This window comes from Pseudomonas beijingensis, assembly GCF_030687295.1.
GTDB lineage: Bacteria > Pseudomonadota > Gammaproteobacteria > Pseudomonadales > Pseudomonadaceae > Aquipseudomonas > Aquipseudomonas beijingensis.
The window spans coordinates 6,383,641-6,406,167 of sequence record NZ_CP117425.1; the positions used below are offsets into that span (position 1 = coordinate 6,383,641).

At 61.2% G+C, this 22,527-nt stretch carries 22 protein-coding genes; 11 read left to right on the plus strand and 11 right to left on the minus strand.

Annotation, left to right across the window (positions count from 1 at the left end; translation table 11 throughout):
• Positions 1-255 precede the first annotated feature (255 nt).
• Both PSH84_RS28435 and PSH84_RS28440 read left to right on the plus strand, forming a co-directional pair.
• Entirely contained in the window at positions 256-1,134 is an 879-nt protein-coding gene (locus PSH84_RS28435; protein WP_305468909.1) for a Tim44 domain-containing protein, read from the plus strand.
• A gap of 140 nt (positions 1,135-1,274) precedes the next feature.
• Entirely contained in the window at positions 1,275-1,682 is a 408-nt protein-coding gene (locus PSH84_RS28440) for an SMI1/KNR4 family protein (protein WP_003187120.1), read from the plus strand.
• Positions 1,683-1,695: 13 nt separating this feature from the next.
• Here PSH84_RS28440 and PSH84_RS28445 read toward each other — a convergent pair whose 3' ends face one another.
• Positions 1,696-3,459: a cation:proton antiporter gene (locus PSH84_RS28445; protein ID WP_122567639.1), complete on the minus strand. Its 1,764-nt coding sequence runs from the start codon at positions 3,457-3,459 to the stop codon at positions 1,696-1,698.
• Positions 3,460-3,738: 279 nt separating this feature from the next.
• On the opposite strand from PSH84_RS28445, the gene PSH84_RS28450 reads away from it, so the two are divergent.
• Positions 3,739-4,224, plus strand: a complete 486-nt coding sequence (locus tag PSH84_RS28450) for an acyl-CoA thioesterase (protein WP_047226692.1) — start codon at positions 3,739-3,741, stop codon at positions 4,222-4,224.
• A gap of 127 nt (positions 4,225-4,351) precedes the next feature.
• On the opposite strand, the gene pdxY is transcribed toward PSH84_RS28450, so the two are convergent.
• Complete coding sequence (pdxY, locus tag PSH84_RS28455; RefSeq protein ID WP_122567640.1) at positions 4,352-5,224, minus strand: pyridoxal kinase PdxY; 873 nt, start codon at positions 5,222-5,224, stop codon at positions 4,352-4,354.
• A 119-nt stretch (positions 5,225-5,343) separates the two neighbouring features.
• On the opposite strand from pdxY, the gene PSH84_RS28460 reads away from it, so the two are divergent.
• Entirely contained in the window at positions 5,344-5,766 is a 423-nt protein-coding gene (locus PSH84_RS28460) for a DUF3301 domain-containing protein (RefSeq protein ID WP_122567641.1), read from the plus strand.
• 12 nt (positions 5,767-5,778) lie between these two features.
• On the opposite strand, the gene PSH84_RS28465 is transcribed toward PSH84_RS28460, so the two are convergent.
• Entirely contained in the window at positions 5,779-6,744 is a 966-nt protein-coding gene (locus PSH84_RS28465; protein ID WP_305468911.1) for a CobW family GTP-binding protein, read from the minus strand.
• Positions 6,745-6,771: 27 nt separating this feature from the next.
• On the opposite strand from PSH84_RS28465, the gene PSH84_RS28470 reads away from it, so the two are divergent.
• Positions 6,772-7,125, plus strand: coding sequence for an NADH:ubiquinone oxidoreductase (locus PSH84_RS28470; protein WP_122567643.1), 354 nt, complete (start codon positions 6,772-6,774; stop codon positions 7,123-7,125).
• On the opposite strand, the gene PSH84_RS28475 is transcribed toward PSH84_RS28470, so the two are convergent.
• Positions 7,122-7,772 (minus strand): DUF1826 domain-containing protein, encoded by a 651-nt coding sequence (locus PSH84_RS28475; RefSeq protein WP_305468913.1) that lies wholly within the window; start codon positions 7,770-7,772, stop codon positions 7,122-7,124. The two genes, PSH84_RS28470 and PSH84_RS28475, sit on opposite strands and share 4 nt — an antisense overlap.
• The gene (gene zigA / locus PSH84_RS28480; RefSeq protein WP_305482092.1) at positions 7,772-8,980 is read right to left on the minus strand and encodes a zinc metallochaperone GTPase ZigA; all 1,209 of its coding nucleotides are present in this window, start codon (positions 8,978-8,980) and stop codon (positions 7,772-7,774) included. Before zigA ends, PSH84_RS28475 begins: the two co-directional genes overlap by 1 nt.
• Before the next feature lie 146 nt (positions 8,981-9,126).
• Here zigA and PSH84_RS28485 point away from each other — a divergent pair, with 146 nt between their 5' ends.
• From PSH84_RS28485 to PSH84_RS28505, 5 genes are all read left to right on the plus strand, one after another.
• Entirely contained in the window at positions 9,127-9,519 is a 393-nt protein-coding gene (locus tag PSH84_RS28485) for a glutamine synthetase (RefSeq protein WP_122567646.1), read from the plus strand.
• Between the two features lie 118 nt (positions 9,520-9,637).
• Positions 9,638-10,534, plus strand: coding sequence for a GTP cyclohydrolase FolE2 (gene folE2, locus PSH84_RS28490; RefSeq protein ID WP_305468916.1), 897 nt, complete (start codon positions 9,638-9,640; stop codon positions 10,532-10,534).
• Complete coding sequence (locus PSH84_RS28495) at positions 10,531-11,199, plus strand: metal ABC transporter ATP-binding protein (RefSeq protein ID WP_122567648.1); 669 nt, start codon at positions 10,531-10,533, stop codon at positions 11,197-11,199. Before folE2 ends, PSH84_RS28495 begins: the two co-directional genes overlap by 4 nt.
• Positions 11,199-12,065 carry a metal ABC transporter permease gene (locus PSH84_RS28500; protein ID WP_122567649.1) on the plus strand — a complete coding sequence of 289 codons (867 nt, stop codon included), beginning with the start codon at positions 11,199-11,201 and terminating at the stop codon, positions 12,063-12,065. Before PSH84_RS28495 ends, PSH84_RS28500 begins: the two co-directional genes overlap by 1 nt.
• A gap of 11 nt (positions 12,066-12,076) precedes the next feature.
• Entirely contained in the window at positions 12,077-12,952 is an 876-nt protein-coding gene (locus tag PSH84_RS28505) for a metal ABC transporter substrate-binding protein (protein ID WP_305468920.1), read from the plus strand.
• A 126-nt stretch (positions 12,953-13,078) separates the two neighbouring features.
• Here PSH84_RS28505 and PSH84_RS28510 read toward each other — a convergent pair whose 3' ends face one another.
• Entirely contained in the window at positions 13,079-13,600 is a 522-nt protein-coding gene (locus tag PSH84_RS28510) for a DUF3617 domain-containing protein (protein WP_063323704.1), read from the minus strand.
• A 141-nt stretch (positions 13,601-13,741) separates the two neighbouring features.
• Here PSH84_RS28510 and cls point away from each other — a divergent pair, with 141 nt between their 5' ends.
• Positions 13,742-15,181: a cardiolipin synthase gene (cls, locus tag PSH84_RS28515; RefSeq protein ID WP_305468924.1), complete on the plus strand. Its 1,440-nt coding sequence runs from the start codon at positions 13,742-13,744 to the stop codon at positions 15,179-15,181.
• On the opposite strand, the gene cfaB is transcribed toward cls, so the two are convergent.
• The 5 genes from cfaB to hflK (PSH84_RS28540) all read right to left on the minus strand — a co-directional run bounded on the left by cfaB (position 15,178) and on the right by hflK (PSH84_RS28540) (position 22,511).
• Positions 15,178-16,365 carry a C17 cyclopropane fatty acid synthase CfaB gene (cfaB, locus tag PSH84_RS28520; RefSeq protein WP_305468926.1) on the minus strand — a complete coding sequence of 396 codons (1,188 nt, stop codon included), beginning with the start codon at positions 16,363-16,365 and terminating at the stop codon, positions 15,178-15,180. The genes cls and cfaB overlap by 4 nt on opposite strands.
• Positions 16,366-16,547: 182 nt before the next feature.
• Positions 16,548-18,467, minus strand: a complete 1,920-nt coding sequence (locus tag PSH84_RS28525) for a heavy metal translocating P-type ATPase (RefSeq protein WP_305468927.1) — start codon at positions 18,465-18,467, stop codon at positions 16,548-16,550.
• Positions 18,464-19,516 (minus strand): protease modulator HflK, encoded by a 1,053-nt coding sequence (gene hflK / locus PSH84_RS28530; protein ID WP_305468928.1) that lies wholly within the window; start codon positions 19,514-19,516, stop codon positions 18,464-18,466. The genes PSH84_RS28525 and hflK (PSH84_RS28530) overlap by 4 nt, the downstream gene beginning before the upstream one ends.
• On the minus strand, positions 19,513-20,553 hold the full coding sequence (gene hflC, locus PSH84_RS28535) for a protease modulator HflC (RefSeq protein ID WP_305468930.1): 1,041 nt from the start codon (positions 20,551-20,553) through the stop codon (positions 19,513-19,515). Before hflC ends, hflK (PSH84_RS28530) begins: the two co-directional genes overlap by 4 nt.
• Complete coding sequence (gene hflK, locus PSH84_RS28540; protein ID WP_305468931.1) at positions 20,550-22,511, minus strand: protease modulator HflK; 1,962 nt, start codon at positions 22,509-22,511, stop codon at positions 20,550-20,552. The genes hflC and hflK (PSH84_RS28540) overlap by 4 nt, the downstream gene beginning before the upstream one ends.
• Positions 22,512-22,527: the final 16 nt, after the last annotated feature.

Sequence of the window (22,527 nt, forward strand, 5' to 3'; positions counted from 1 at the left end):
CATCCAACATAGATGCGTCAGATAGATCGCTATCGCGGGCAAGCCTTGCTCCCACAGATACCTTCCTCTACCCATACTAGTTTTCCGATAGAACTTGTTCCCCTTTCCTACAGCCCAAAGCGAACAGGCCCTCTTGCATAGCTGAAGCTGAACCTCACCTGTCACGCAAAAGCCCGAAACACTCTGCTGCTAGCCAGCAACAGTTCAGCTGTGCAACATGGCGCGCGTGCTATCCACAAATGGGAATGCCTTTATATGAAACGTTTTCTTAGCATCGCCATGGCGTTGTGCATCGGCCTGACGATGGCCATCGACGCCAATGCCGCCAAGCGCTTTGGCGGTGGTAAAAGTTCGGGAGCAGCCCCGACTCACCAGACCAGCCAGATGGCGCCGTCTTCTGCCGCCGGTTCTACCGCTGCCACCGCAGGCGCGGCCGGTGCCGCAGGCGCCGCTACCAAGGCCAGCGGCGCTTCGCGCTGGCTCGGCCCCCTGGCCGGCATCGCCGCCGGTGGCCTGCTCGCCTCCATGTTCATGGGCGACGGCTTCCAGGGCATGCAGATCTTCGACATCCTGATCATGGCGGTCATCGCCTTCCTGGTCTTCCGTTTCATTGCCGCTCGTCGTCGCAAGCAGCAGGAGCAACTCGCTCCGGCCGGCCACGCGCCGATGCAGCGTGAAGTGTTCAACCAGCAGCCGCCTGCCAGTGGTTCGATCTTCGGGGGTTCGGCAGCGCCTGTGGCCGCCCGTCCGGTCATCAATGCGCCGGCCTGGTTCAACGAGCAACGCTTCATCGAAGCCGCGCGCAGCCACTTCATGTCCCTGCAGCAACATTGGGACGCGAACGAAATGGACAAGATCTCCGAGTTCGTGACCCCGCAACTGCTGGAATTCCTCAAGCGCGAGCGGGCTGAGCTGGGTGATGGCTTCCAGTCAACCTACATCGACAACCTGCAGGTGCAACTGGATGGCGTCGACGATCGCGCCGACAAGACCATCGCCACCCTGACCTTCAGCGGTGTGTCGAAGGATTCTCGCTTCGACAAGGGCGAAGCGTTCAGCGAAAGCTGGAACATGGAACGTGCCCAGGGCGATGACCAGCCTTGGCTGGTGGCAGGTATCCGCCAGAACGGTTGAACCTTTGCCCGTTTTGCATGTTGAAATAAAAGAACCCCGGCTCAGGCCGGGGTTTTCTATTTCGCGGTTGCATCTATAGCGAGCTACTGTATAAACCGCTCCATATAAAACCGCGCCATCGAGAAAGAGGATCCCCGGACGTGGAAGAAATCATCGAACAATTGCGTGAAGCCAACGAGCCCGTACCGGTCCCGCTGGAATTGCCCGACGAAGACTTACTGGTAGAGATCGAAGAGCAGCTGTTCATCGATATCCCATTCGTCTTCAGGGAGTTTTTGCTGACCGTCAGCGATGTCGTCTACGGCAGCCTGGAACCGGTGACCGTCACCGATCCACAGTCCCACACCTACCTGCCGGACGTGGCCGCCAATGCCTGGGACGCCGGTGTCGACCGCAGCCTGATCCCGATCTGCCAGGACGGCGACGATTATTACTGCGTTGAAGAGGACGGCACGGTGGTGCTGTGGCAGGCCGAAGAAGAACTGATCGCCGAGGAAACCTGGGAATCGGTCTGGCACTGGGCGCGGGACGTCTGGCTGGAAAGCTGAGCCCCGCCGCCAGTCAATGCCCGGACGATTCCTTGTGATTGTCCAGGGTTTCAAGCAAGGCCACCTGCATCCGCGTATGCAGGCGGATGAACCAGCGCCAGAGCAGTGCCGCAACGGCAGTCGCCACCACGGCGATCAGTACGAGCAACTTGTTGGTCGGCAGAATGCTGGCCGACAAGGCTGCCAATAGCAGGAAAATCACCAACAGCGAGAGAATCGGGATCACTTCGGCGATCACTCGACGCACGCGCTGGGTGTGGCGGCCAGCCATCTCCGGCTTCACGCCCATCTCCGCCAGCAGCATCGACAGCGCCTTGAGCTTGCGATACGCGGCGATCAGGAACGGCAGCGACAGCAGCAACGCCCCGCCCCAGATCAGTGCTTTCTGCCAGCTTGGGTCGCTGATCCATGCTTGCAGGTAAGCCGACATCCGCTCGGCGAAAAAACCACCCGAGACAAAAATCGCAATCACCAGCGCCAAGTTGACACCGACCTGCAGCAAAATTCGCCGGATCATCGACGCCACCATCGCCCCTTCACCGTGGGGCTGGATGCTACGCAGCCATTCGCCATACATCCCCAGCACTCGCGTCAGCCGTTGTGGCATGACCGCCGCCAACTTGACGGACAACGGGTCGGCAGCTCGAATCAGGTACGGCGTCAGCAGTGTGGTCAACACCGAGACGGCGACCGCAACCGGATAGAGAAAATCGCTGGTGACCTGCAGGGTCATCCCCAACGACGCGATGATGAAGGAAAATTCGCCAATCTGCGAAAGCCCCATCCCAACGCGCAGCGAGGTGCGTCCGTCGTTGCCGGCGATAAAGGCACCAAGGCCGCAGGACAGCATCTTGCCGAGCACCACAGCGGCCGTGATCACTGCAATCGGCCAGGCGTACTGCAGCAATATCGCCGGATCGAGCATCAGCCCGATGGCGACGAAGAAGATCGCGCTGAACAGATCACGCACCGGCTCCACCAGCCGCTCGATCTTCAGCAGTTGCCGGGACTCGGCCATGATCGCACCGATCAGGAACGCCCCGAGCACCATGCTGTACTCCAGCTTCACCACCAGCAGGCAGAAGCCAAAACACAGGCCCAGTACGGTAATCAACAGCATTTCGTTGCTGTCGAACTTCGCCACGTAGGCCAGCACCCTCGGCACCAGCAGAATGCCGATGACCAACGCGACGATCATGAACAGCGACAACTTGCCGACAGTGGAAAACACCTCGCCGGAGCTCACGGTGCCGCTGACGGCAATGCTCGACAGCAAGGCGATGATGCCGATGCCCAGGATGTCCTCGACGATCAACACCCCGAAAATCAGCTGCGCGAAGCGTTCGTTCTTCATCTTCAGGTCGTTGAGGGCCTTGACGATGATGGTGGTGGAGGAAATGGCCAGGATCGCGCCCAGGAAGAGCGAATCCATGGTGCTCCACTCAAACCAACGGCCGATTTCATAGCCGATCCAGATCATCAGCACAATTTCGAGAAACGCCGCGATGAAGGCCGTGGCGCCGACCTTGAACAGTTTGCGCAGGCTGAATTCCAGGCCCAGGCAAAACATCAGGAATATCACCCCAAGCTCTGCCAGGGTCTTGATCGTGTCTTCGTCGTGGATAAAACCGAACGGTGGCGTATGCGGGCCAATGATGAAGCCGGCCACGATGTAGCCCAGTACCACCGGTTGTTTGAAACGATGAAAGAGTACGGTTACCAACCCCGCAGCCATCATGATGATCGCCAAATCCTGAATGAAGCTGATGGCATGCATGTCGAGGCTCCCTGTTCAAAATGACTCACTGCAGAGCTGGAGAAATCCGTTTCCTCTGTAGGAATTGCCCTCGCAACGGGCTTTTGAAGGGTAACACCGCGACTTCTGACAAAAAGACGGTGCAATATATGGAAACAGATCCATCGGCGCGTGACGGCAACCACAGGCGCAGCGTCCCGATATCGGTGGCTTTTAAAACCTGGTGCCCTGTTCGCAGGCCACTCCCCAGCACCCGTAGAGGTGCACTCCCGAATGACTGCCTTGAACCGTGAGTACGTTATGGAACCCGGAAACGCCCAGCTGTCGATGACGGTGTTGATGACCCCTGATATGGCCAACTTCTCTGGCAATGTCCATGGCGGCACCTTGCTCAAATACCTCGACGAAGTCGCCTACGCCTGCGCCAGCCGCTACGCCGGACGCTACGTGGTGACCCTGTCGGTTGACCAGGTCATCTTCCGTGAGCCGATCCATGTCGGCGAGCTGGTGACCTTCCTGGCCTCGGTGAACTACACCGGCAACACGTCGATGGAAGTGGGCATCAAAGTCGTGACCGAAAATATTCGCGAACGCTCGGTGCGCCACACCAACAGTTGCTTCTTCACCATGGTTGCGGTGGATGACCAGCGTAAACCCGCTGCCGTGCCGCCCTTGCAGCCGCAAAACAGCGAAGAAAAACGCCGCTACGAACAAGCCCAGCAACGCCGGCAAATCCGCCAGGAGCTGGAGAGACGCTACCAGGAGATCAAGGCGGACGGGCCTTAACCAGCCACTTAAAAAACAACTGTGGGAGCGAGCTTGCTCGCGATGAGGCCATTACATTCAACATCAATGTCGACTGTTAGACCGCCATCGCGAGCAAGCTCGCTCCCGCAGGGATTAGCAGCTGCAATCAGAGGTTGATTGGCACAGCCTCGAACCGCACCCGTGGATGGGCGATCCGGTCCTGGGCGCGGACCAGTTCCAGCTCATAGCTGGTGCATGCCTGGGTCTCCAGCAGCACTTCGTGCACCGCCGCGGCGGTGAATTCGAACGCCGCCACCAGGCTGTCTCCCAGCAGTATCCGCGCCAGGAACAACCCCGACGTCAGGTCACCCACGCCCACCGGCTGGCGCGGGAAAGCCAGCAGTGGACGGCGCAGGTGCCAGCTGCCATCGGCGGTCACCAGCAGCATTTCGAAACTGTCATCGGGTTTGCCGGGATAGGCCAGGTGCTTGACCAGCACCGCCTTCGGGCCGCGGGCCAGCAACGCGCGGGCCATGGCCAGGCAATCGAACAACGACTGTGCCTTGCGCCCCGAAAAACTGTCCAGTTCCAGTTGGTTCGGGCACATGAGGTCCGCCACGGCAGCGGCTTCTTCCAGGAGAAATTCGCTCACTTCGGGCGCCACGATGCAGCCCTTCTCTGGATGTCCCATGACCGGGTCACACAGGTACAGCGCCTTGGGATTGGCAGCCTTGATCCGCGCCACCCCCGTCAGGATCGCCCGCCCCTGAGCCGCACTCCCCAGGTAACCGGACAACACCGCATCGCAATGACCCAGCTCACCGATGGCTGCAATGCCTTCTACCAACGCTGGTATCTGCTCTGGCGCCAGCACCTCACCGGTCCATTGGCCGTACTGGGTGTGATTGGAAAACTGCACGGTATTGAGCGGCCAGACATTCACGCCGACCCGCTGCATCGGAAACACCGCAGCGCTATTGCCAGCGTGACCGAACACCACATGGGACTGAATGGCAAGCAGATGAGGCGTACGTTTCATGCGGGAAGTTTCCGTAAAACGATTGAAATTCAAGCCGCGCAGTATGCGACTAAACGCAGCCTGTACGACAGACCGGCGAGACAGTTAAGCTGACAGCAACTTGTTGGAGCACTTCGTTCATGCTGACCCTTGGAAACATCTTCGTGCTGATGCTGCTGGCTACCGGCGGTGCCTGGCTGTGGCACAACCATGGCTTGCGCGAGCGGGCGTTGGCGAGGGTCATGCAGCATTGCGCCAACCTCAAGATCGAGCTACTGGACGGCAACGTGGCGCTGAAAAAAATCGGCTTCGTGAAGGACGCCAAGGGTCGACGACGACTGGCTCGCGTCTACACCTTCGAGTTCACCGTCACCGGCGAAAGCCGTCATTCGGGCACCATCACCCAGTTCGGTGCCCACAGCGCGCAAATAGAACTAGCGCCCTACCCGATGCCTTTCGAAGAAACCCCGCCAGCGCCCATTGAACCGGCCCAGACCAGGCCCAGGGCCGAAGTCATCGAGTTGAGCCAGTGGCGCCAGGAACACAACAAGTGGAAGCCTTGAAACAAGGCTGACTCAAGAACACCGACAATTCACCAGACCGGCTTGCAGGCGATCGACGTCTTGCGGCTGATCGAAAATAAGCTCGATCCGGGAATCCTGGCGCCACTCACTGGCTTGCCAGCCCAGCAACGCCCCCTCCAACGCATTGGCTGAAACCCAACCGTCGTGGCTGTGGATAACCATCTTCGCCCGTTTCCAGTCCTGGCCTTGTAGCCATCGCGTCAGCACCGCTGCGTCGAAGCGTTGGCTTGGGTGCCAGCGCCAGCCAATACTCCAGCCACCGTCCTGCTGCTGGTGCAGGCAGATTGGCTGCGTCGGGTCGGTCCAGATGGCCGGGATCTGGCCCAGACGCTTGGGCAGGTTCAAGTTATCCACAGCCCCGCTGCCCCGAGCCGTAAGGCCTGGCAATCGATCTATCGGTAATGCAGCCTGTTGCGTCCAGTACAACACAGACCCTGACAGTTGCGCCGTCACCCGTTCGCGATCGGCGTGCGTGAGGCTCTCGGACTTGTTCAGCACCAGCAGTCCGGCATCCGCCAAGGCTGGTCGTTGCGCGTCCGGCAAGGGCTTGCCGTTCGCCATCGCCCGGGCATCCAACACCACTACACAGGGTTGTACCGCGAGCACACCGAGCCATGGCGCCTCACTCAGTTGCTGCATCAACTGCGCAGGATGACCCAGGCCCGAGGGTTCGATGAACAGCCGATCCGGCCGGGACTTGCGCAGCAAACGCCCAAGTCCGATCTGAAACGGCGCGCCGTTGACGCAGCACAAGCAGCCGCCGGCCACTTCCCCCAGTGCGATACCATCGCCAGCCTGGGTCAGGAGCGCGGCATCCAGGCCGATCTGACCGAACTCGTTGATCAGCACCGCCCAGCGCTCGTTGGCCGGACGCTGGGCCAGCAGATGCCTGATCAGGCTGGTCTTGCCGGCGCCCAAGGGACCGGCGATGACATGGGTGGGAATGTGCTGCAACATAATCGACGGCTTTCGGTGGAGGTGAAGATGCGAATGATCGGTTGGTTATTACTGGCACTGACGTCGAACCAGGCGCTGGCCCAGGCCTGCGTGGTTCACAGCCAGGCGGAGCGACTCGATGTGAAAGTCTGCCAACAGAACCGCAGCATTCCGCAGAAGCTGTTTGCCGACGGCTTCTGCCAGCCGAACCTTGCCGGCCAGAAGGTCGAAGTGCAATACGTCGATCAATGCCCTGGCGGCGCATTCGGCGTCTGCAGCAACGCCCAGGTCGCCAATATGCCTTACCGCCAGGATATTCACTATTACGGCGTGGCGACCGATGCCGCTTACCTGCAGCCATTTTGCGAAGGGCAAAGCCAGGGCACCTGGCTCAAGCCTTAAGCGAGCCAATCCAGCGTGAGAATCAATCGGCGCTCCCCCGGCGCGGGCTCCGGCGAGCGATGGATCAAGCCAAACCCCTCATTACCGTGCCATTTTTCGCCTTTAAGCAAGCCGACATCACCGCAACCAAACTGCTGGATCACCAGCGGATCCGCCGGCTCTGCCTCAGGCTGTGCCAGGCGCCGGCGATCCATGGCCTCTTCCTTGAGCCACTGGCTGCCGACGCCCGCATAGGTGGTCAGCAGCCGCACCGGCACGTGATCAACGTGGAAGCGCGGGCACATGGCCTTGTCCAGCGTGCGCAGGCGCAGACCGACCCGTTGGGCGCCCAGTAGGCAGGCAAACGCACTGACCAGCCAGGACACATCGGCGATGAAGCCTTCATAGCCTTGCAGGTCGCTGAAACCTGCGGCCAAGCCGTGCAGCGTTGGCTGGGAGTCTTCCTCTGGCAAGTCGAGCACCCGTGACTCAGCCAACGGCTGGTCCATCGCCAGCACCATGGCCGCGAAGTCGCTGATGTGTGCGGGAAGCTGTCGCTGCCAGACCGCCAGGTTGGTGCCATCCTCCAGGATCTGCGTGAATATCCCCGGCGTATCACCTTGGACCTGCCGCACCCGCACCGCTCTTTTCAGACTGGGCGCCAGCATCACGCTGCAACCTCTTCACGCCATGGACCGAACGGATCCGGCAACAAACGCCAACTTTCGACGCCCTGGGCCATTTCCGCATCGGTGAGCAGGCAAGCGTCCAGTTCAGCGGCGAGTTGGCCAAAATCAATGTCCTGACCAATGAAGACCAGCTCCTGACGGCAATCGCCTGTGGCAGCCAGCCAGTTCTTCATGATCGCCGCTGTGCTCTCTTCATCCTGCGGCCATTGGTTTTTCGGCACGAACCGCCACCAGCGCCCGGCGAAGCCATGCCGCATCAAACCGCCGGCCTGGGACCAACTGCCCGCCTCCTCAGGTTTGCTGGCCAGCCAGAAGAACCCCTTGGAGCGCAGGAGTTTGCCATTGGGCCACGGCCGGTCGATGAAGTTGAAGAACCGCTGGGGATGGAACGGCCGGCGTGCCCGATAAGCGGTCGAGGCGATGCCATATTCCTCGGTTTCCGGCACGTGCTCACCGCGCAGTTCCTGCAGCCAACCAGGTGCCTGGGCGGCGCGTTCGAAGTCGAAAAGGCCTGTGTCGAGGATTCTGCCCAGTGGCACCTGCCCCATGACCATGGGAATGATCTGCGCCTGGGCGTTGTGACGCCGCAGAATCGCGGTCAGTTCTTCCCGCTCGTGCTGGCTGATCAGGTCGATCTTGCTGATCAGAATCACGTCGGCGAACTCGATCTGTTCGATCAGCAGGTCGGTGATCGAGCGCTCATCCTCCTCTCCCAGGGTTTCGCCCCGTGACGCCAGGCTTTCGGCGGCCTGGTAATCCAGCAGGAAATTCACCCCATCAACCACCGTTACCATGGTGTCGAGTCGCGCCACATCGGCCAGGCTTCGGCCCTCTTCATCACGAAAGGTGAAGGTTTCCGCCACTGGCAACGGCTCGGAAATACCCGTGGATTCGATCAGCAGGTAATCAAAACGCCCTTCCCTGGCGAGTTGCCCGACTTCTTCGAGCAGGTCCTCACGCAACGTGCAGCAGATGCAGCCGTTGCTCATTTCCACCAATTTCTCTTCGGAACGACTCAGGGTGACATCTCGCTGGACTTCGCTGCCATCGATGTTGATCTCGCTCATATCGTTGACGATCACGGCAACTCGCAGATTGTCGCGATTGCGCAGGACGTGGTTGAGCAGCGTGCTTTTACCGGCACCGAGGAATCCGGACAGCACGGTTACGGGAAGGCGATTGGGCATCGGTATATCCTCATCGGGCGGCCGCTTCGACGACGGCTCATTTCCAGGGTTTGGCTAGGTTCAGGGCCTGGATAGTTTTTATGTTATAGTATAACGATACGATTCAGCCAGCCCCGCCAGTCCTCTCATTGGTCTGAGATCAATCCATGCACAATCATCTGAAAATCGTTTTTGCCGTCCCGCTGTTGCTGTGGGCGCTAGGCGCTGCGGCCCAAACTCCGCTCTTGGCCAACTGCACCCGCAGCGCGAATTTGCTGGCCTGCGTGGATATACAGGGCAATGCCTATAGCGTCGCGACGGCTGGAAACACGATCTATTTGCGCGGCTTTGAAGCCGCCAGTCGCCGGTACTGGGCGCAAACGAACAGCCGTTACGGTCAGCTCACGTTCTTTACCGGCTTGGCGTCCGATGGAGAAAGTTGGGTGGGGTACAGTCGGCGTGTGGGCTGGACAACCCTCAATCGCTTTTCAAGCTCGGGCGGTAGCACCGGCGCATTTACATGCGGCCGCATGAACGGTTGCCAGGACTCATCGCGCTGATGTTTCACGTGGAACGTGGCGGTTGTTGGGGAGATGAAACTCCTTTCATGGAAAAGGTTTCTTAAAATTTACCGTTATACTATAACATCTAGTTTTGAACCTTCGATGGGCCTTGACCATGAATGCGTTAACGCTGCCCGACGTGGCTGCGCAGGTTTCACGTCAAACCCTGCCCCTTGATTGGGTAGGCATGTGTGGCATCGCAACGCCAGTGTTGATTGACGGCCAGCGTCTCAGAGCAACGGCCGATGCCGGTGTCAGTCTCGATGACGGCGAGGCGCGGGGCATTCATATGTCGCGCTTATACCTGGCGCTGGGGCTACTTGAAGAGACACCACTGTCGCCAGCGCTATTGCGCCGAATCCTCGAGCAATTTCTCGATAGCCATGAAGGCTTGTCCCAGGCGGCTTCGCTCAGCGTGCATACCGATCTGCTGCTCAAACGTCCGGCGCTAGTCAGCCCGCTGTCGGGCTGGAAAAGTTATCCGGTGAGCATCGAAGCTCACCTGAAAAACAAAATGTTCCACGTGGAACTGAAAATTCAGATCCCCTATTCTTCGACTTGCCCTTGTTCGGCAGCCCTTGCCCGACAGTTGATCCAACAGCAATTCGTCGACGACTTTGCCAACAAGAAACTTGAGCACGCCGAAATTCTCGCCTGGTTGGGTTCATCGAACGGCATTGTCGCCACTCCTCATAGCCAGCGCAGTACCGCGACCCTGACTTTGCGCCTTAACGCCGATGTCGAGGAATTGCCCCTGCAGTCCTTCATCAACGAGGCCGAAGCAGCTCTCGGTACCGCCGTACAGACCGCCGTCAAACGCGCCGATGAACAAGCATTCGCCCTGGCCAACGGCCAAAACCTGATGTTCTGCGAAGACGCCGCGCGGCGATTGAGCACGGCCCTGACCCGCTCATCGGCGATCACCGCCCTGGATGTCCGCGTCGTGCACGCCGAAAGCCTTCATGCCCATGACGCCGTGGCGCAAAGCCGCTGGACCCGGGAGCCATCATGATCAACTGCCAAGCACTGCGCTGGGGTGCGCCCGGACAACCCCTTACACCGCCCCTCGCCATGGAGCGACCGGCAGGCAGCCTCACCGCCATCATCGGTGCCAACGGCTCGGGCAAAAGCAGCCTGTTGAAAGTGCTCGCGGGGCTACAAAAGCCGCTAGCCGGAAAAGTCGCGTTGAATGTTCCACGGCGTGGCGGGATTTCATTCCTGCCCCAGCAGCAACATTTGGATCGGCAATTCCCCATCAGCTTGCAAGACCTGGTGGCGGCCGGCTCTTGGGGCAATCGCCACACACCAGCCATGCGTAGACAGTTGCTGCAAACCGTACTGGAGGACTGGGCACTGAACGGCCTTGAGCATCGTCCACTGATGGCGCTGTCGGGAGGCGAGTTGCAACGTGCCCTGCTCGCGCGCTTGGGCTTGGCCGAAGCGCCCTTGCTGTTGCTCGACGAACCCCACGCCGCCCTCGACGAACAAGGCCAAGCACTGCTGTGGAAGCACATTCATCGCTGGCACGCCGCAGGCAGGACCCTCGTGGTGGTGTGTCATGATCTGGCAGCGGTCCGCCAACATGTCCCCCATACGCTGCTCATAAAAAACACCGGCTGCGTGCTGGGCCGCAGTGTCGACTTGATTGCCCAACAACCCCATACGTGGGTGGCCTGATGCTTGCGGCCACTCATCTCTGGCAACCGTTCCAAGAGTTTGTCTTCATGCGCCGGGCTTTGCTAGGTGGTCTGGTGTTGGCGTGCAGCACGGCGCCGTTGGGCGTATTCCTGATTCTTCGGCGCATGAGCTTGATTGGTGACGCCGTGGCTCACGGTATTCTGCCCGGCGCCGCCCTCGGGTTCTGGTTCGCCGGGCTGAGCCTGCCGGCCTTGACTTTGGGCGGCCTGGGCGCGGGCCTGAGCATGGCCGGGCTCGCCGCCTGGATTACCCGGCGCACTGGCCTACGGGAGGACGCCAGCCTCGCGGCGATTTATCCCATTTCCCTGGCGGCCGGCGTGCTGATCCTCGGCATGGCCGGCAAACGCCTGGACTTACTACACCTGCTGTTTGGTTCGGCCTTGGCGGTAGACGGTCCGACACTTACAGGCATGCTGTGGGTTTCCGGCGCCAGCCTGGTGGCGATGGCGTTGATTTATCGACCGCTGCTGCTCGACACCCTGGACCCATTGTTCCTGCAAACCGTCAGTCGCCTCGGTCCGTTGGCCCATGGCGTGTTCTTGACCCTGGTGGTGCTGAACCTGGTGATCGGCTTCCAGGCCATCGGCGCGCTGATGGTGGTCGGCCTGATGATGCTGCCAGCCGCCGCGTCGCGATTCTGGAGCCGTCGCCTGCCGCTACTGATGCTGATCGCCGGGCTGCTCGGTTGCCTCTCGGTTTGGCTTGGCCTGCTGCTGTCTTTCTATTACTCACTGCCCAGCGGGCCGTCCATCGTTCTGGTGGCAGGCGTGTTGTATCTGTTGTCGGTGGTATTCGGTCCGGTGCACGGTTTGCTGCGCCGCCCGCCTTTGCTCACATCCCAATGAGGTGTCTCCCGATGCGCGTTCTGCTCGTGCTACTCAGTCTGATGCTGTCCATGTCCGTGTCCGCCGCCGAAAAGCTCCAGGTCGTGACCAGCTTCAGCATCCTCGCCGACATGACTCGCCAGGTCGGCGGTGAGCATATTCAAATCACCAACATGGTCGGGCCGGACGCCGATGCGCACACCTACGAACCAACGCCAGACGACGCCAAGGCGTTGCTCAGGGCAAAACTGATCATCAAGAATGGCTTGGGCTTCGAGCCATGGCTGGATCGCCTGGTGACCAGCACCGAAACCAGCGCCCCGGTGATCAGCGCCAGCCGCGGCGTCATCCCACGGTCACTGGATGAGGATGGCGAGACCATTCCCGACCCGCACGCATGGCACAACCTGGCGAACGCCGAGCTGTACGTCAGCAACATCGCCAAGGCACTGGAGGCGGCCGACCCGGCCAACAAAGCTGATTACGAACGCAACAGCCAAGCGTACTTGAAGAAGATCTACGCCCTGCTCGCCGAAGCCAAGACCAAGCTCGGTACATTGCCTGCCGGTAATCGCAAGATCGTGACCTCCCACGATGCATTCGGTTACCTGGGCCAAGCCTATGGCATCGAGTTCATGGCGCCCCAGGGTTTATCCACCGAACGTGAACCGTCGGCGGCGGAAGTCGCGGCGCTGATTACCCAGATCCGTCAGGCGAAAGTCAAAGCGGTGTTCATGGAAAACATCAAGGATGCACGCCTGCTCAAGCAGATCGCCGACGAGAGCGGCGCGCACATCGGCGGCACGTTGTACTCCGATGCACTCGCTGCCAGCGGACCGGCCAGCACATTCACCGGCCTGTTCGAATACAACCTCAATACGTTGTATGAGGCACTGAGCCGGCCTTGATCGAGCACTGTGGGAGCAAGGCTTGCCCGCGATGAGCGGTGATGCGCTTGGCGATTCACCGAGTTGTCTGCATCGCTAGCAAGCTTTGCTCCCACAAGTTCACCAAGGGATTACCTCATACCCGATTCAAGCCCTCGGCTTGACTGTGCCGCAATCCTGCCCCAGCCATACCGCGCGCGTGTCGAGGCTGCCGTTCTGCTGGATGCCGGTGGCATTGAACGTGCCGTTGACCTTGGTGGTGAATTCACGATCGCTCTGGAACGTCGCGACCCCAGTACCCTGGGCCTTTGGGCAACTGAAACGAAACTTCCATTGATTGCCGGTGCGCTCGGTGATCTGCTGCTTGCAACCCGATTGCGGGTCTTGCAGCGGGATGTCATTGGTTTGCACCTGCGCCGGGGTCAGGCATACGCGAATACCTTTACCGCCCATGGTAATCCCCTGCTTTTCCAGCATCGCCCGTTGCTCCGGGGTCATCTGGGTTTGCAACTGGCCGAGGATCAGTTGCAGGTCCGGCAGGTTCTGGTTATCGACCTTCATGTTGCTGGTGGTCAATTCCCACAAACCCGGCTGGAGCATCTGCGCCTGAGCCGCCATCGGAACCGACAAACCCATCGCCAAGGCCACACCCAGCAGACGAACATTCATTACACGAACTCCAGAGGACAAGTGGCCGTTAGACGCCGCCCACGGGCTTCGGTTCAGGGCTCAAACCAGTGAATTAATTAGCGACATTCGCCCTGGAACATGGTCTGTTAAGCATTGAAACTTCAGGAGCAAGGCTGCCCCATGGATTATTTCGGCCCGCATGTTTTCGGTTACCTGATCGCGCTGATCCATACCCTGGGTTCCATCGCCGCCGTCCACGCCGTACTGACGGTGCGCACAGCCCAAGGCTCGATTGCCTGGGCCCTGTCGCTGACCTTCATTCCCTACCTGACGTTGATTCCTTATCTGGTGTTCGGCCGCAGCACGTTCGATGGCTACATCAAGGCGCGTCGGCAAGCCAACGAAGAAATGCGCAAGGCGATCTCCGAGCTGAACTGGCGCCCGTGGGTCGAAGAAGCCCTGACCGCTCGCGCCTCCCAGGCCTACGCCTCGTTGCGGGCCATGCCGAAACTGGGGCGCACACCGTGCCTGGCGAATAACCAGGTGCGTTTGCTGGTCAACGGCCACGCCACGTTCGAGGCGATTTTCCAGGCCATCGAACAGGCACGAGAAGCTGTGCTGATTCAGTTTTTCATTATTCACGACGACCGCCTCGGTCAACGCCTGCACACACTGCTCTTGAAGAAAGCCGCCGAAGGCGTGGCGGTGTATTTGCTTTATGACCGCATTGGCAGCCATTCCCTGCCCCACCGCTACGTGCAAGCCTTGCGCGACGGGGGTGTCCACGTCAAAGCGTTCGCCACCCGCAGCGGCTGGCTCAATCGGTTCCAGGTCAACTTTCGCAACCATCGCAAGATCGTGGTGGTGGACGGTGTGCAAGGGTTTGTCGGCGGGCACAACGTGGGTGACGAATACATGGGCGACAAACCACCCTTGGCACCGTGGCGCGACACCCATGTGCAAGTGAGCGGGCCGGTAGTGGCGAGTATGCAAGAGTCGTTCGCCGAAGACTGGTTCTGGGCGGCCCGCTCCCTGCCCCCGCTGATCCTGCCGGACAGCTACCCGGACGACGGCGTGCTGTGCCAGTTGCTGGCCAGCGGTCCGGCCGATGCCTATGAAACCTGCTCACTGTTTTTCGTCGAGGCCATTCACGCCGCCAGCGAACGCGTCTGGATCACCACGCCTTACTTCATCCCCGACGAAGCAGTGTTTGCAGCCTTGCGCCTGGCTGTACTGCGGGGCGTGGATGTGCGCATCCTCCTGCCCTCGCGGCCCGACCACAAGATCGTCTACGCAGCTTCCAGCCTGTATGCGTTTGAAGCGGTACGAGCCGGTGTGCGGATGTTCCGTTATGGGCCGGGCTTCCTGCATCAGAAAGTGGTCTTGATCGACCGGGAAATCAGCGCCATTGGCAGTGCGAATCTGGACAACCGCTCGTTCCGCTTGAACTTCGAGGTCATGCTGCTCACCGTCGATATCCCGTTCGCCACCGAAGTCGAGCAGATGCTCGAAGCAGATTTCGCCCAGGCCCAGGAAATCGACAAACAGGAAAGCCGGGAGACCCACCGCCTACAGAAGGTCGGCATGCGGATCGCCCGGCTTATTTCGCCGATTCTCTAAGGCGTGTAGATGTCGTCGCGGGTCCACGGCAACTCATGGCTACCATCGGCATGAGCCTTCACCGCCAGGATCTGATGCAGGTTGATCCAGCCCTTGGCGAACGCGTAGGCGCAGCCGGCCAGGTACAGACGCCAGATCCGCAACGCCTGCTCCGGCACTTCCTTCGACGCTGCCTCAAGGTTGTCCTCCAGGCGCTCACTCCAGTGATCGAGCGTACGTGCGTAGTGCATGCGCAAGCTTTCCACATCGACGATCTCCAGTCCCGCTTCGCTGATGTGGGCGGAAATCATCGACAGGTGCGGCAGCTCGCCGTTGGGAAATACGTACTTCTCAATGAATTCGCCCGCGCCACGACCGACCGGACGCCCGTCGGTGTGCTTGGCGGTGATGCCATGGTTCATCACCAGCCCACCCTCGCGCACGGCGCCGAACAGCGTCTTGCAGTACTGCTTCAGGTTGGCGTGGCCGACATGCTCGAACATACCCACGCTGACCACCTTGTCGAAGCGGCCGTCCTGGGGCAGGTCACGGTAATCCAGCAGTTGCAACTCGACCTGATCCTCCAGGCCTTCGGCCTTGACCCGCTCCCGAGCCAGCGTCAGTTGCGCCTTGCTCAGGGTGATGCCGAAGACCTTAGCACCGAACTCCCGTGCGGCATAACGCGCCAGGCCGCCCCAGCCGCACCCGACATCCAGCAGATAGTCACCCGGTTGCAGTCGCAGCTTGCGGCACAAATGGCGGAATTTGGCTTGCTGGGCCTGTTCGAGGGTTTCGCTGCCCGTCTCGAAATAGGCACAGGAATAGGCCATGTCGCTGTCGAGCCATAGCTGATAAAACGCGTTGGAGAGATCGTAGTGGTAGGAGATCGCCTTGGCGTCGGTTTCCTTGTCGTGGACCGAGCGCACCGGCTGGTTGTCGGGATCGTCCTCCACCAACGCCTGGCTCAATTCATCGCAGACCCGAATGACTTCGTGGATCGAACCTTCGAGTTCCAGCTTGCCTTCGACAAACGCCGCCCCCAATGCGTCCAGGCTGGGGTGGGTGAATTGCGCGACCATTTGCGGGTCCTTGACCACAATCGTGACGCTGGGGTCGTCCCCCAGTGAAAATTCATGGCCATCCCAGAGCCGCAACCGAAGCGGTAGATGCAGATTCTGTAAGGCCGGTGGAAGTTGCGCGAGCATGGAAAATCCCCCTTGTTTCAGACGTCTGAAATGAGGGTAGACCATGCTAGAAAAATAGCAGGCTATCGAATTTATAGCCTTTTTCTATCGCTGTCCCAAATCACTCCCTGTGGCGGGTAACTTCTGCGGTGGCACGCCCTCTCCAATAGCAGACTGCAAGTACAGCGCACAGTTCGCTGACCCTACCCAACGGTGCCCTTCGCTTGGATCTTGAGCAGTGGCTCCTGGAACCGCAGCAAGCGCCCGGCATTACCTAACACTAGCAGGGTACTGAGATTGTGCAGCAGCGCAGCGATCATTGCCCCCGCCGCGCCCAGCCAGCCGAAGGCGGCAAAGGCAACGATGGCCAGCGTCCAGCCCAAGCCAATGATCACATTGACCTGCAACGTGCGCCGACACTGGCGACTCAGTCGCACGCAGGTGCCGAGGCGCCGCAGGTCGCTGCCAATCAGCACAATATCTGCCGATGCCAGGGCGATGTCCGCACCGCCCGCGCCCATGGCGACGCCCACCACCCCGGCCTTGAGCGCCAGGGAGTCGTTGATGCCATCGCCCACCACCATGGGACGAAACCCATGGTCGATTTCAGCCATGACCCGCTTGAGTTTGTCTTCCGGCAAAGCCTGGGCTTGCACATCGCCGATGCCGACATCCCGGGCCAGGTTCGTGGCCACGCTCTGGCGGTCGCCGGTCAACAACAACTGACGGCCCAAGCCCAACTCCCGCAGCTCGGCCATGGCCACCTGTGCCTCCGGCTTGACGCTGTCGGCCAACAGCAGCCAGGCGAGGAACTGCCCGTCCAGGGCCAAGCCGGCAATCGGGCCGTCGTGCTCAGGAACCGCTGAGGTTTGAATGCCCAGCTGTGCAAACAATTCCGGCCGACCGAGCGCCGCTTCGCCCTGGGCCGTCATTGCGACCACACCCAACCCTTGGCGCTCGCGAATGTCCGTCAGCGCCAGGCAGCTGTCCTGTTCCACCAACCCCGCCAACGCACGACTGACCGGATGGCTGCTGGCCGAACCGAGGCTGGCGGCCAACGGCAGCAACAACGATGCGTGAGCATCCCGGGCATGGTCGATGGATTGCAGGCGCAGCACGCCATAGGTCAAGGTGCCGGTCTTGTCGACCACCAATGAGGTCAAGTCCGCCAGTTCTTCCAGAAAGGCCGAGCTGCGAATCAGGATCCCGTGGCGCGCCGCCACGGCGATCCCGGCAATGGCAGTGGCCGGTGCCGATAGCACCAACGCGCAAGGACACGCGGCCACTAGAACCGCCAGCATCGCCTGGGCATCGTTGGTCACGAACCAGGTCACTGCCGCCAGCAACAACACCAATACCAGGTAACTACCGGCGTATCGTTCCAGCAAGCGGGTGATGGGTGGTTTGGAGCGTTCGGCGTTTTGCATCAAGGCGATGACTTTGCCCAGGGTGGATTCTGCACCGGTGCGGGTCACTTCCAGCCGCAGCAGGCCATCGAGGTTGATCGCGCCACCAAAGACTTCCGTGCCGACCACCGCCTCCAGCGGCACCGACTCACCGGTGATGGGCGCGGTGTCGAGGCTGGCCTGGCCGGACAGCACCCGACCATCGGCCGGCACCCGGTCACCGGCGCGCACCTCCACCACATCACCGGCCTGGAGCGTCGCGTTGTCGACATCGATGATCGAGCCGTCGGCCTGTACCTTGCGACCTTGGCTGCGGGTCAGTTGGCCAAGGGCATGGATCGCCTCCTGGGAACCGATGACACTGCGCTCTTCCAGCACATGGCCGAAGATCATGATGATCGGCAGCAACGCCGCCGTCAGCAGATCGCCAGTGGCCCAGGCGCCGAGCATCGCCAGGGCGATCAGTTGGTCGGTGATCCCGTGCAGGCTTGGATAGCGCAAGCTGTACCAAGCCGAACGCATCACCGGCACCGCCACCAGCAGCGAGGCGAAACCCAACAGCAACTGGCTGACACCACTCTGCTCCGGCGACCAGCCGCGCCAGGCCAGACCCAGCGCGAGCAAGCCGAGAGCGAGCATCGCCAAGGTCAATTGCCGAGCAGCGATGCGTTGCTCAGCCGAGGACAACATCGGTACAGCAGGTGTTTGAGCGGTCATTGGCCGGCTCCCTGGATGATCAGACGAGAATCGTCTTTCGGGTCGACCGTGGTCACTGAACCGGCCTGACGAAGGATGGCGGGCATGCGTTCGCGATACAGGCGCAGCAGCATTTGCGGATCGCTTCCTTGGGTCTTCGCCAGCCCGAGCACCGTGGCCGTGTCGGCCGACGCCTTGGCGAGCCGTTCGCTGGCCTGGGCATGGGCGACTTGCACGGCACGGTCGGCGTCTTGACGGGCGGCCTGGGTGAGTTTTTCCGCTTCAGTCCGGGCGTTGGCCACAGCTTTATCGGCCTGCTGGCTGGCGGTCAGTACCGCGTTGAAAGCACTCACCGCCGGCCCGGGCAGACTCGATTGCACGTCGACCCGCACCACTTCGATGCCCAGCCCCTGCCCTGTCGCCGCCAAGTCAGCCAGGCGTCGGTTAAGTCCCTGCACCAGATCGCCTCGCAAGCGTTCGCGGCGCTCGGCAGCCTGGTTGTCACTGCCCATCAGTTCGGGCCGAGCCACCAGAATGGTGTCCAGGTCCCGGGCCGCAGTCAGGGCCACGGCACTGCGGGTCGCCAGTCGGTCCAGCGCCGGCAGGACATGTTCGCCTTGCAAGACGAAAGCGTAAGGGTCGGTGACCTTGTAGAACACCCGCACATCCAGTTGCACCACGCCGGCATCACCGGTCAATAAATAACCAGAACCGGCTAATGCATCGCTGACCGGCATGGCGAAACTGGCCACACGATCAGCCTGCAAGGCCGCGTCCGAGCGCTGCAGATTCTCCACCCGCCGCTCAAGCACCCGATCCGCTGCTGGCAGCAGGACCACTTGCTCCACAGGGCGCGGCCAAGCCAACAAGAGGCCGGCATTCTGGATTCGATCCAAGGCGCCAAAATGCAGCACCACTGCACGATTCTGCGGGTCGATCTGCCGCACGTTGGAAAAGACCCAGGCCAACGCCGCCAACACCGTGACGGCGTAAAGCGCCAGAAACGCCAAGCGACCGGCCTGAATCCACGGACTGGATAACTCGTTTGTTCCACGTGGAACCAAACTCATGGTTGTGTTCCACCTTTGCCTTCCACGGAAACAGGCCCGTCTACCAGGACACGGAACGGCGCGGCGTCGGTGCGCAAAATCAACTTTGTACTCGGGCTGACGATGGTGCCCAAGGTGTCCAGCGAACGGAGCAGGTTGTAAAGCTGGGGAGAGCCGGCGTACGCCCGGCCATAAATCTCGGCCGCTTCTACCCGGGATTGTGCTTCGATATCCGCAGCCTTTACCGCGGCATCGGCTTGCACGACACGGGCATCACGTTCCGCGGCGGAGCGAATCTGCGCCGCTTCGCGTTTGCCGATGGCGGTGCGCTCAGTGGCGATGGTCTCGCGCTCGGCCCGCATGCGGTCCACCGTTGCGGTCAGCGTTACCGAGGGCAAGGTCAAGCGCTCGATACCGACTTGCAACACCCGCACGCCGTAAGTGGTGAGCAACTGCTGATCGATTTGCTGACGCAACTGCGCTTCGAAATCGGCGATGCGCACTTGGCTGGCATCGGTGTTGACCAGGTTCGCCAGGTCAAAACTGGCGGCTGTGGTTTCCAGCGCCGAGCCGACAAACGTGCGGATCTGCCGTGCGGCTTCGTCCGGCTGGTTCTGCACCGCACGCATGAAACGCTGCACGTTGTCCGGGTCACCCTGCACCTGCCAGGCCACGTAGGCCTGGACAATGATCCGCAGTCCATCGCGGGTCCCGACATCCTGCAGGCCGCTGGACGTGGTGCGCAATCGCAGGTCCACCGGGATCGCCGCCTCGAACGGCGCTGGCCAGCGCCATCCCAGGCCAGGTTGCAGCAGCACCCGGGCCGGATTGCCGAAACGGGTAATGACCGTGGCCTCCCCCGACCGTACTTGCACCAAGCTCGCGGCCGCAACGGCAAATGCCACCAGCAGCACCGCCCAGCCCATCCGCCGCCAAGGAAATGGCCCGGCCTGCTGCGGGTCGCCGTGATGGTGGTGATGATGGCCGTGGTGATGACCGCCATGACCGTGATCGTGACCGGCGTGGTCGTGGTGACCGTGTGAAGGGGACTGGCTCAATGGGCAGCTCCTGACGGGACAGGGTTACGCGGCGACGCGGGGTCGGCCGGCAGCGTGAAGGTACGCAAGTCGATGGTCGGCGCGTTGTTGCTACCGCCCAGGCGATGATCGAGAATCAGCAACTGGGCATTGCCGAGGCCCTGGCTCAGTTGGCTCAAGTAATGTTCCAGCACAAAAGCGTGCCCTGCCGTGGCGTAGGCTTTGCGGTCGGCGTTGAAACGCAAATCGGCCGCCTGGGCGGTCGCGTTGATTTCCCGCGCAGTGGCGCTGGCCTGGTCATGGGCGATGCTGGCTTGCAATTGCGCCTGGTTGGTCTGTTCCGCCGCCGCACCACGCTCCCGGGCGATCAATGCCTGGGCGCCGATCTGTGCCGCCTGTACGCCGTGGTAGGCATTGGCCGCACCGGCCGGCGGATGAATCGCCTCCACCACCGTCGCCAGGATTTCCACACCGCTGTCGAGGGTCTGCAAATCCGCCTGTACGGCGCGACCGATTTCGTCGGCCAGGCTCACACGGTCGGCGCCCAACAAACCATCCAACGTACGCGAAGCAAACTCATGCACCAGGATGCGGCTGGCGGTGCTGCGGATCAGCGTCGGCACATCGGCGCTGTTGTAAGTCGCCGCCAACGCCGCGGCATCCGTCAGGCCGATGCGATAGACAAAACGCACGTCCATGTTGACGATCTGGAAGCTCTGTTGGTTAGCACGACGACTGGCAATGACTTGGGACTTGTCGTTCACGTGACTGGCGTCCCACAACCGATTGGCAATGGCCGGTGCCGGCCCCTCCGCCGGTTCAGCCTCGACAACCGCTCGACTATCCGCAACGCTGGTCGCCAGTTCATGCACCACGCCATTCTCGACGTTGAGCACCCTGCCCCACGGCCAAGGTAAGGCGACGTGCAGGCCGGGCCCGAATACCTCTATCGGTTTACCAAAGCGCTCATAGATGCCCCGCCCCTGCAGCGGCACTTCGTGCACGCCTGTCAACAACCAGCCCACCAGCGCCACCAACGCCAACACCGGCAAAAAAGCCCGGCGCATGTAGCTGAAGGCCCAGATCTGGCGCAGATCGATGCCGAAACGGTTGTGCAGTTCATGTTGCAAGGCCAGCCAAGGTTGCGGCGGCCAGCGCAGCAGATCGGCGATGACACTGCGGCCCAGCGGCGTCGGCTCCAGGGCGTCCCGGCGCGGGATGAACAACGACAGCACCGCGCGCAACAACAACTCCGCCGCCACCAGCCCTGGCAATAGCCCCATCAGCACCGCCAGGCGCACCGGCCAGATGGACGTTTCTGCGACGAACAGCAAGCACAGGGCGCCGAGCACCAACACGATGATCGCCACTCGCGTCAGTTGCCCCAGCGCTGGCGCTTCCGGCCATTCCACCGGGGACTGCTGGGCCAATTGCCGCTCGAACACCAATAGCCCGAACGCCAACAACAACGACAGCACCGCCCCTACACTGGCCGAGACGCCAAGGGCGGCAGCCGGCAATTGCAGGTTCCAGGCTTGCTCCAGGCTGAGTAATACCAGCACGGCCCAACCGGCCAGCCACAACGCAGGCGCACCGATTTGCTTGAGCAGGCCGACTGAACGGGCACCGATGCTATCCAGCAGCCGCTCATACCAACCCGGGTTATCAACAGGCTCGTTTTCCGTCGGCAGGTTATCCACAGCCGGCAACAACGCCTTGCTGCGCCATTGCGCCACCCACCAGGCCGATTGCAAGCCCGCCACCAGCACCAACAGTCCCGCACCTTGGCTGACCAGCAAGGCCGGCCACAGCGATTGCGGCGAAAACACCCCAATAAAAAATGCCAGGACCAAGCCCAAGCCCGCCACGCTTCCCAAGGCGTAGGCGATCCGCTTCAAGCGGCGCCCTTGAAACGACGCTCGCTGGAAACGCGGCCATTCGGCCACTTGTGTCCCCTCGATATCTAGATCGACTTGCATACCACCCCAGCTTTCG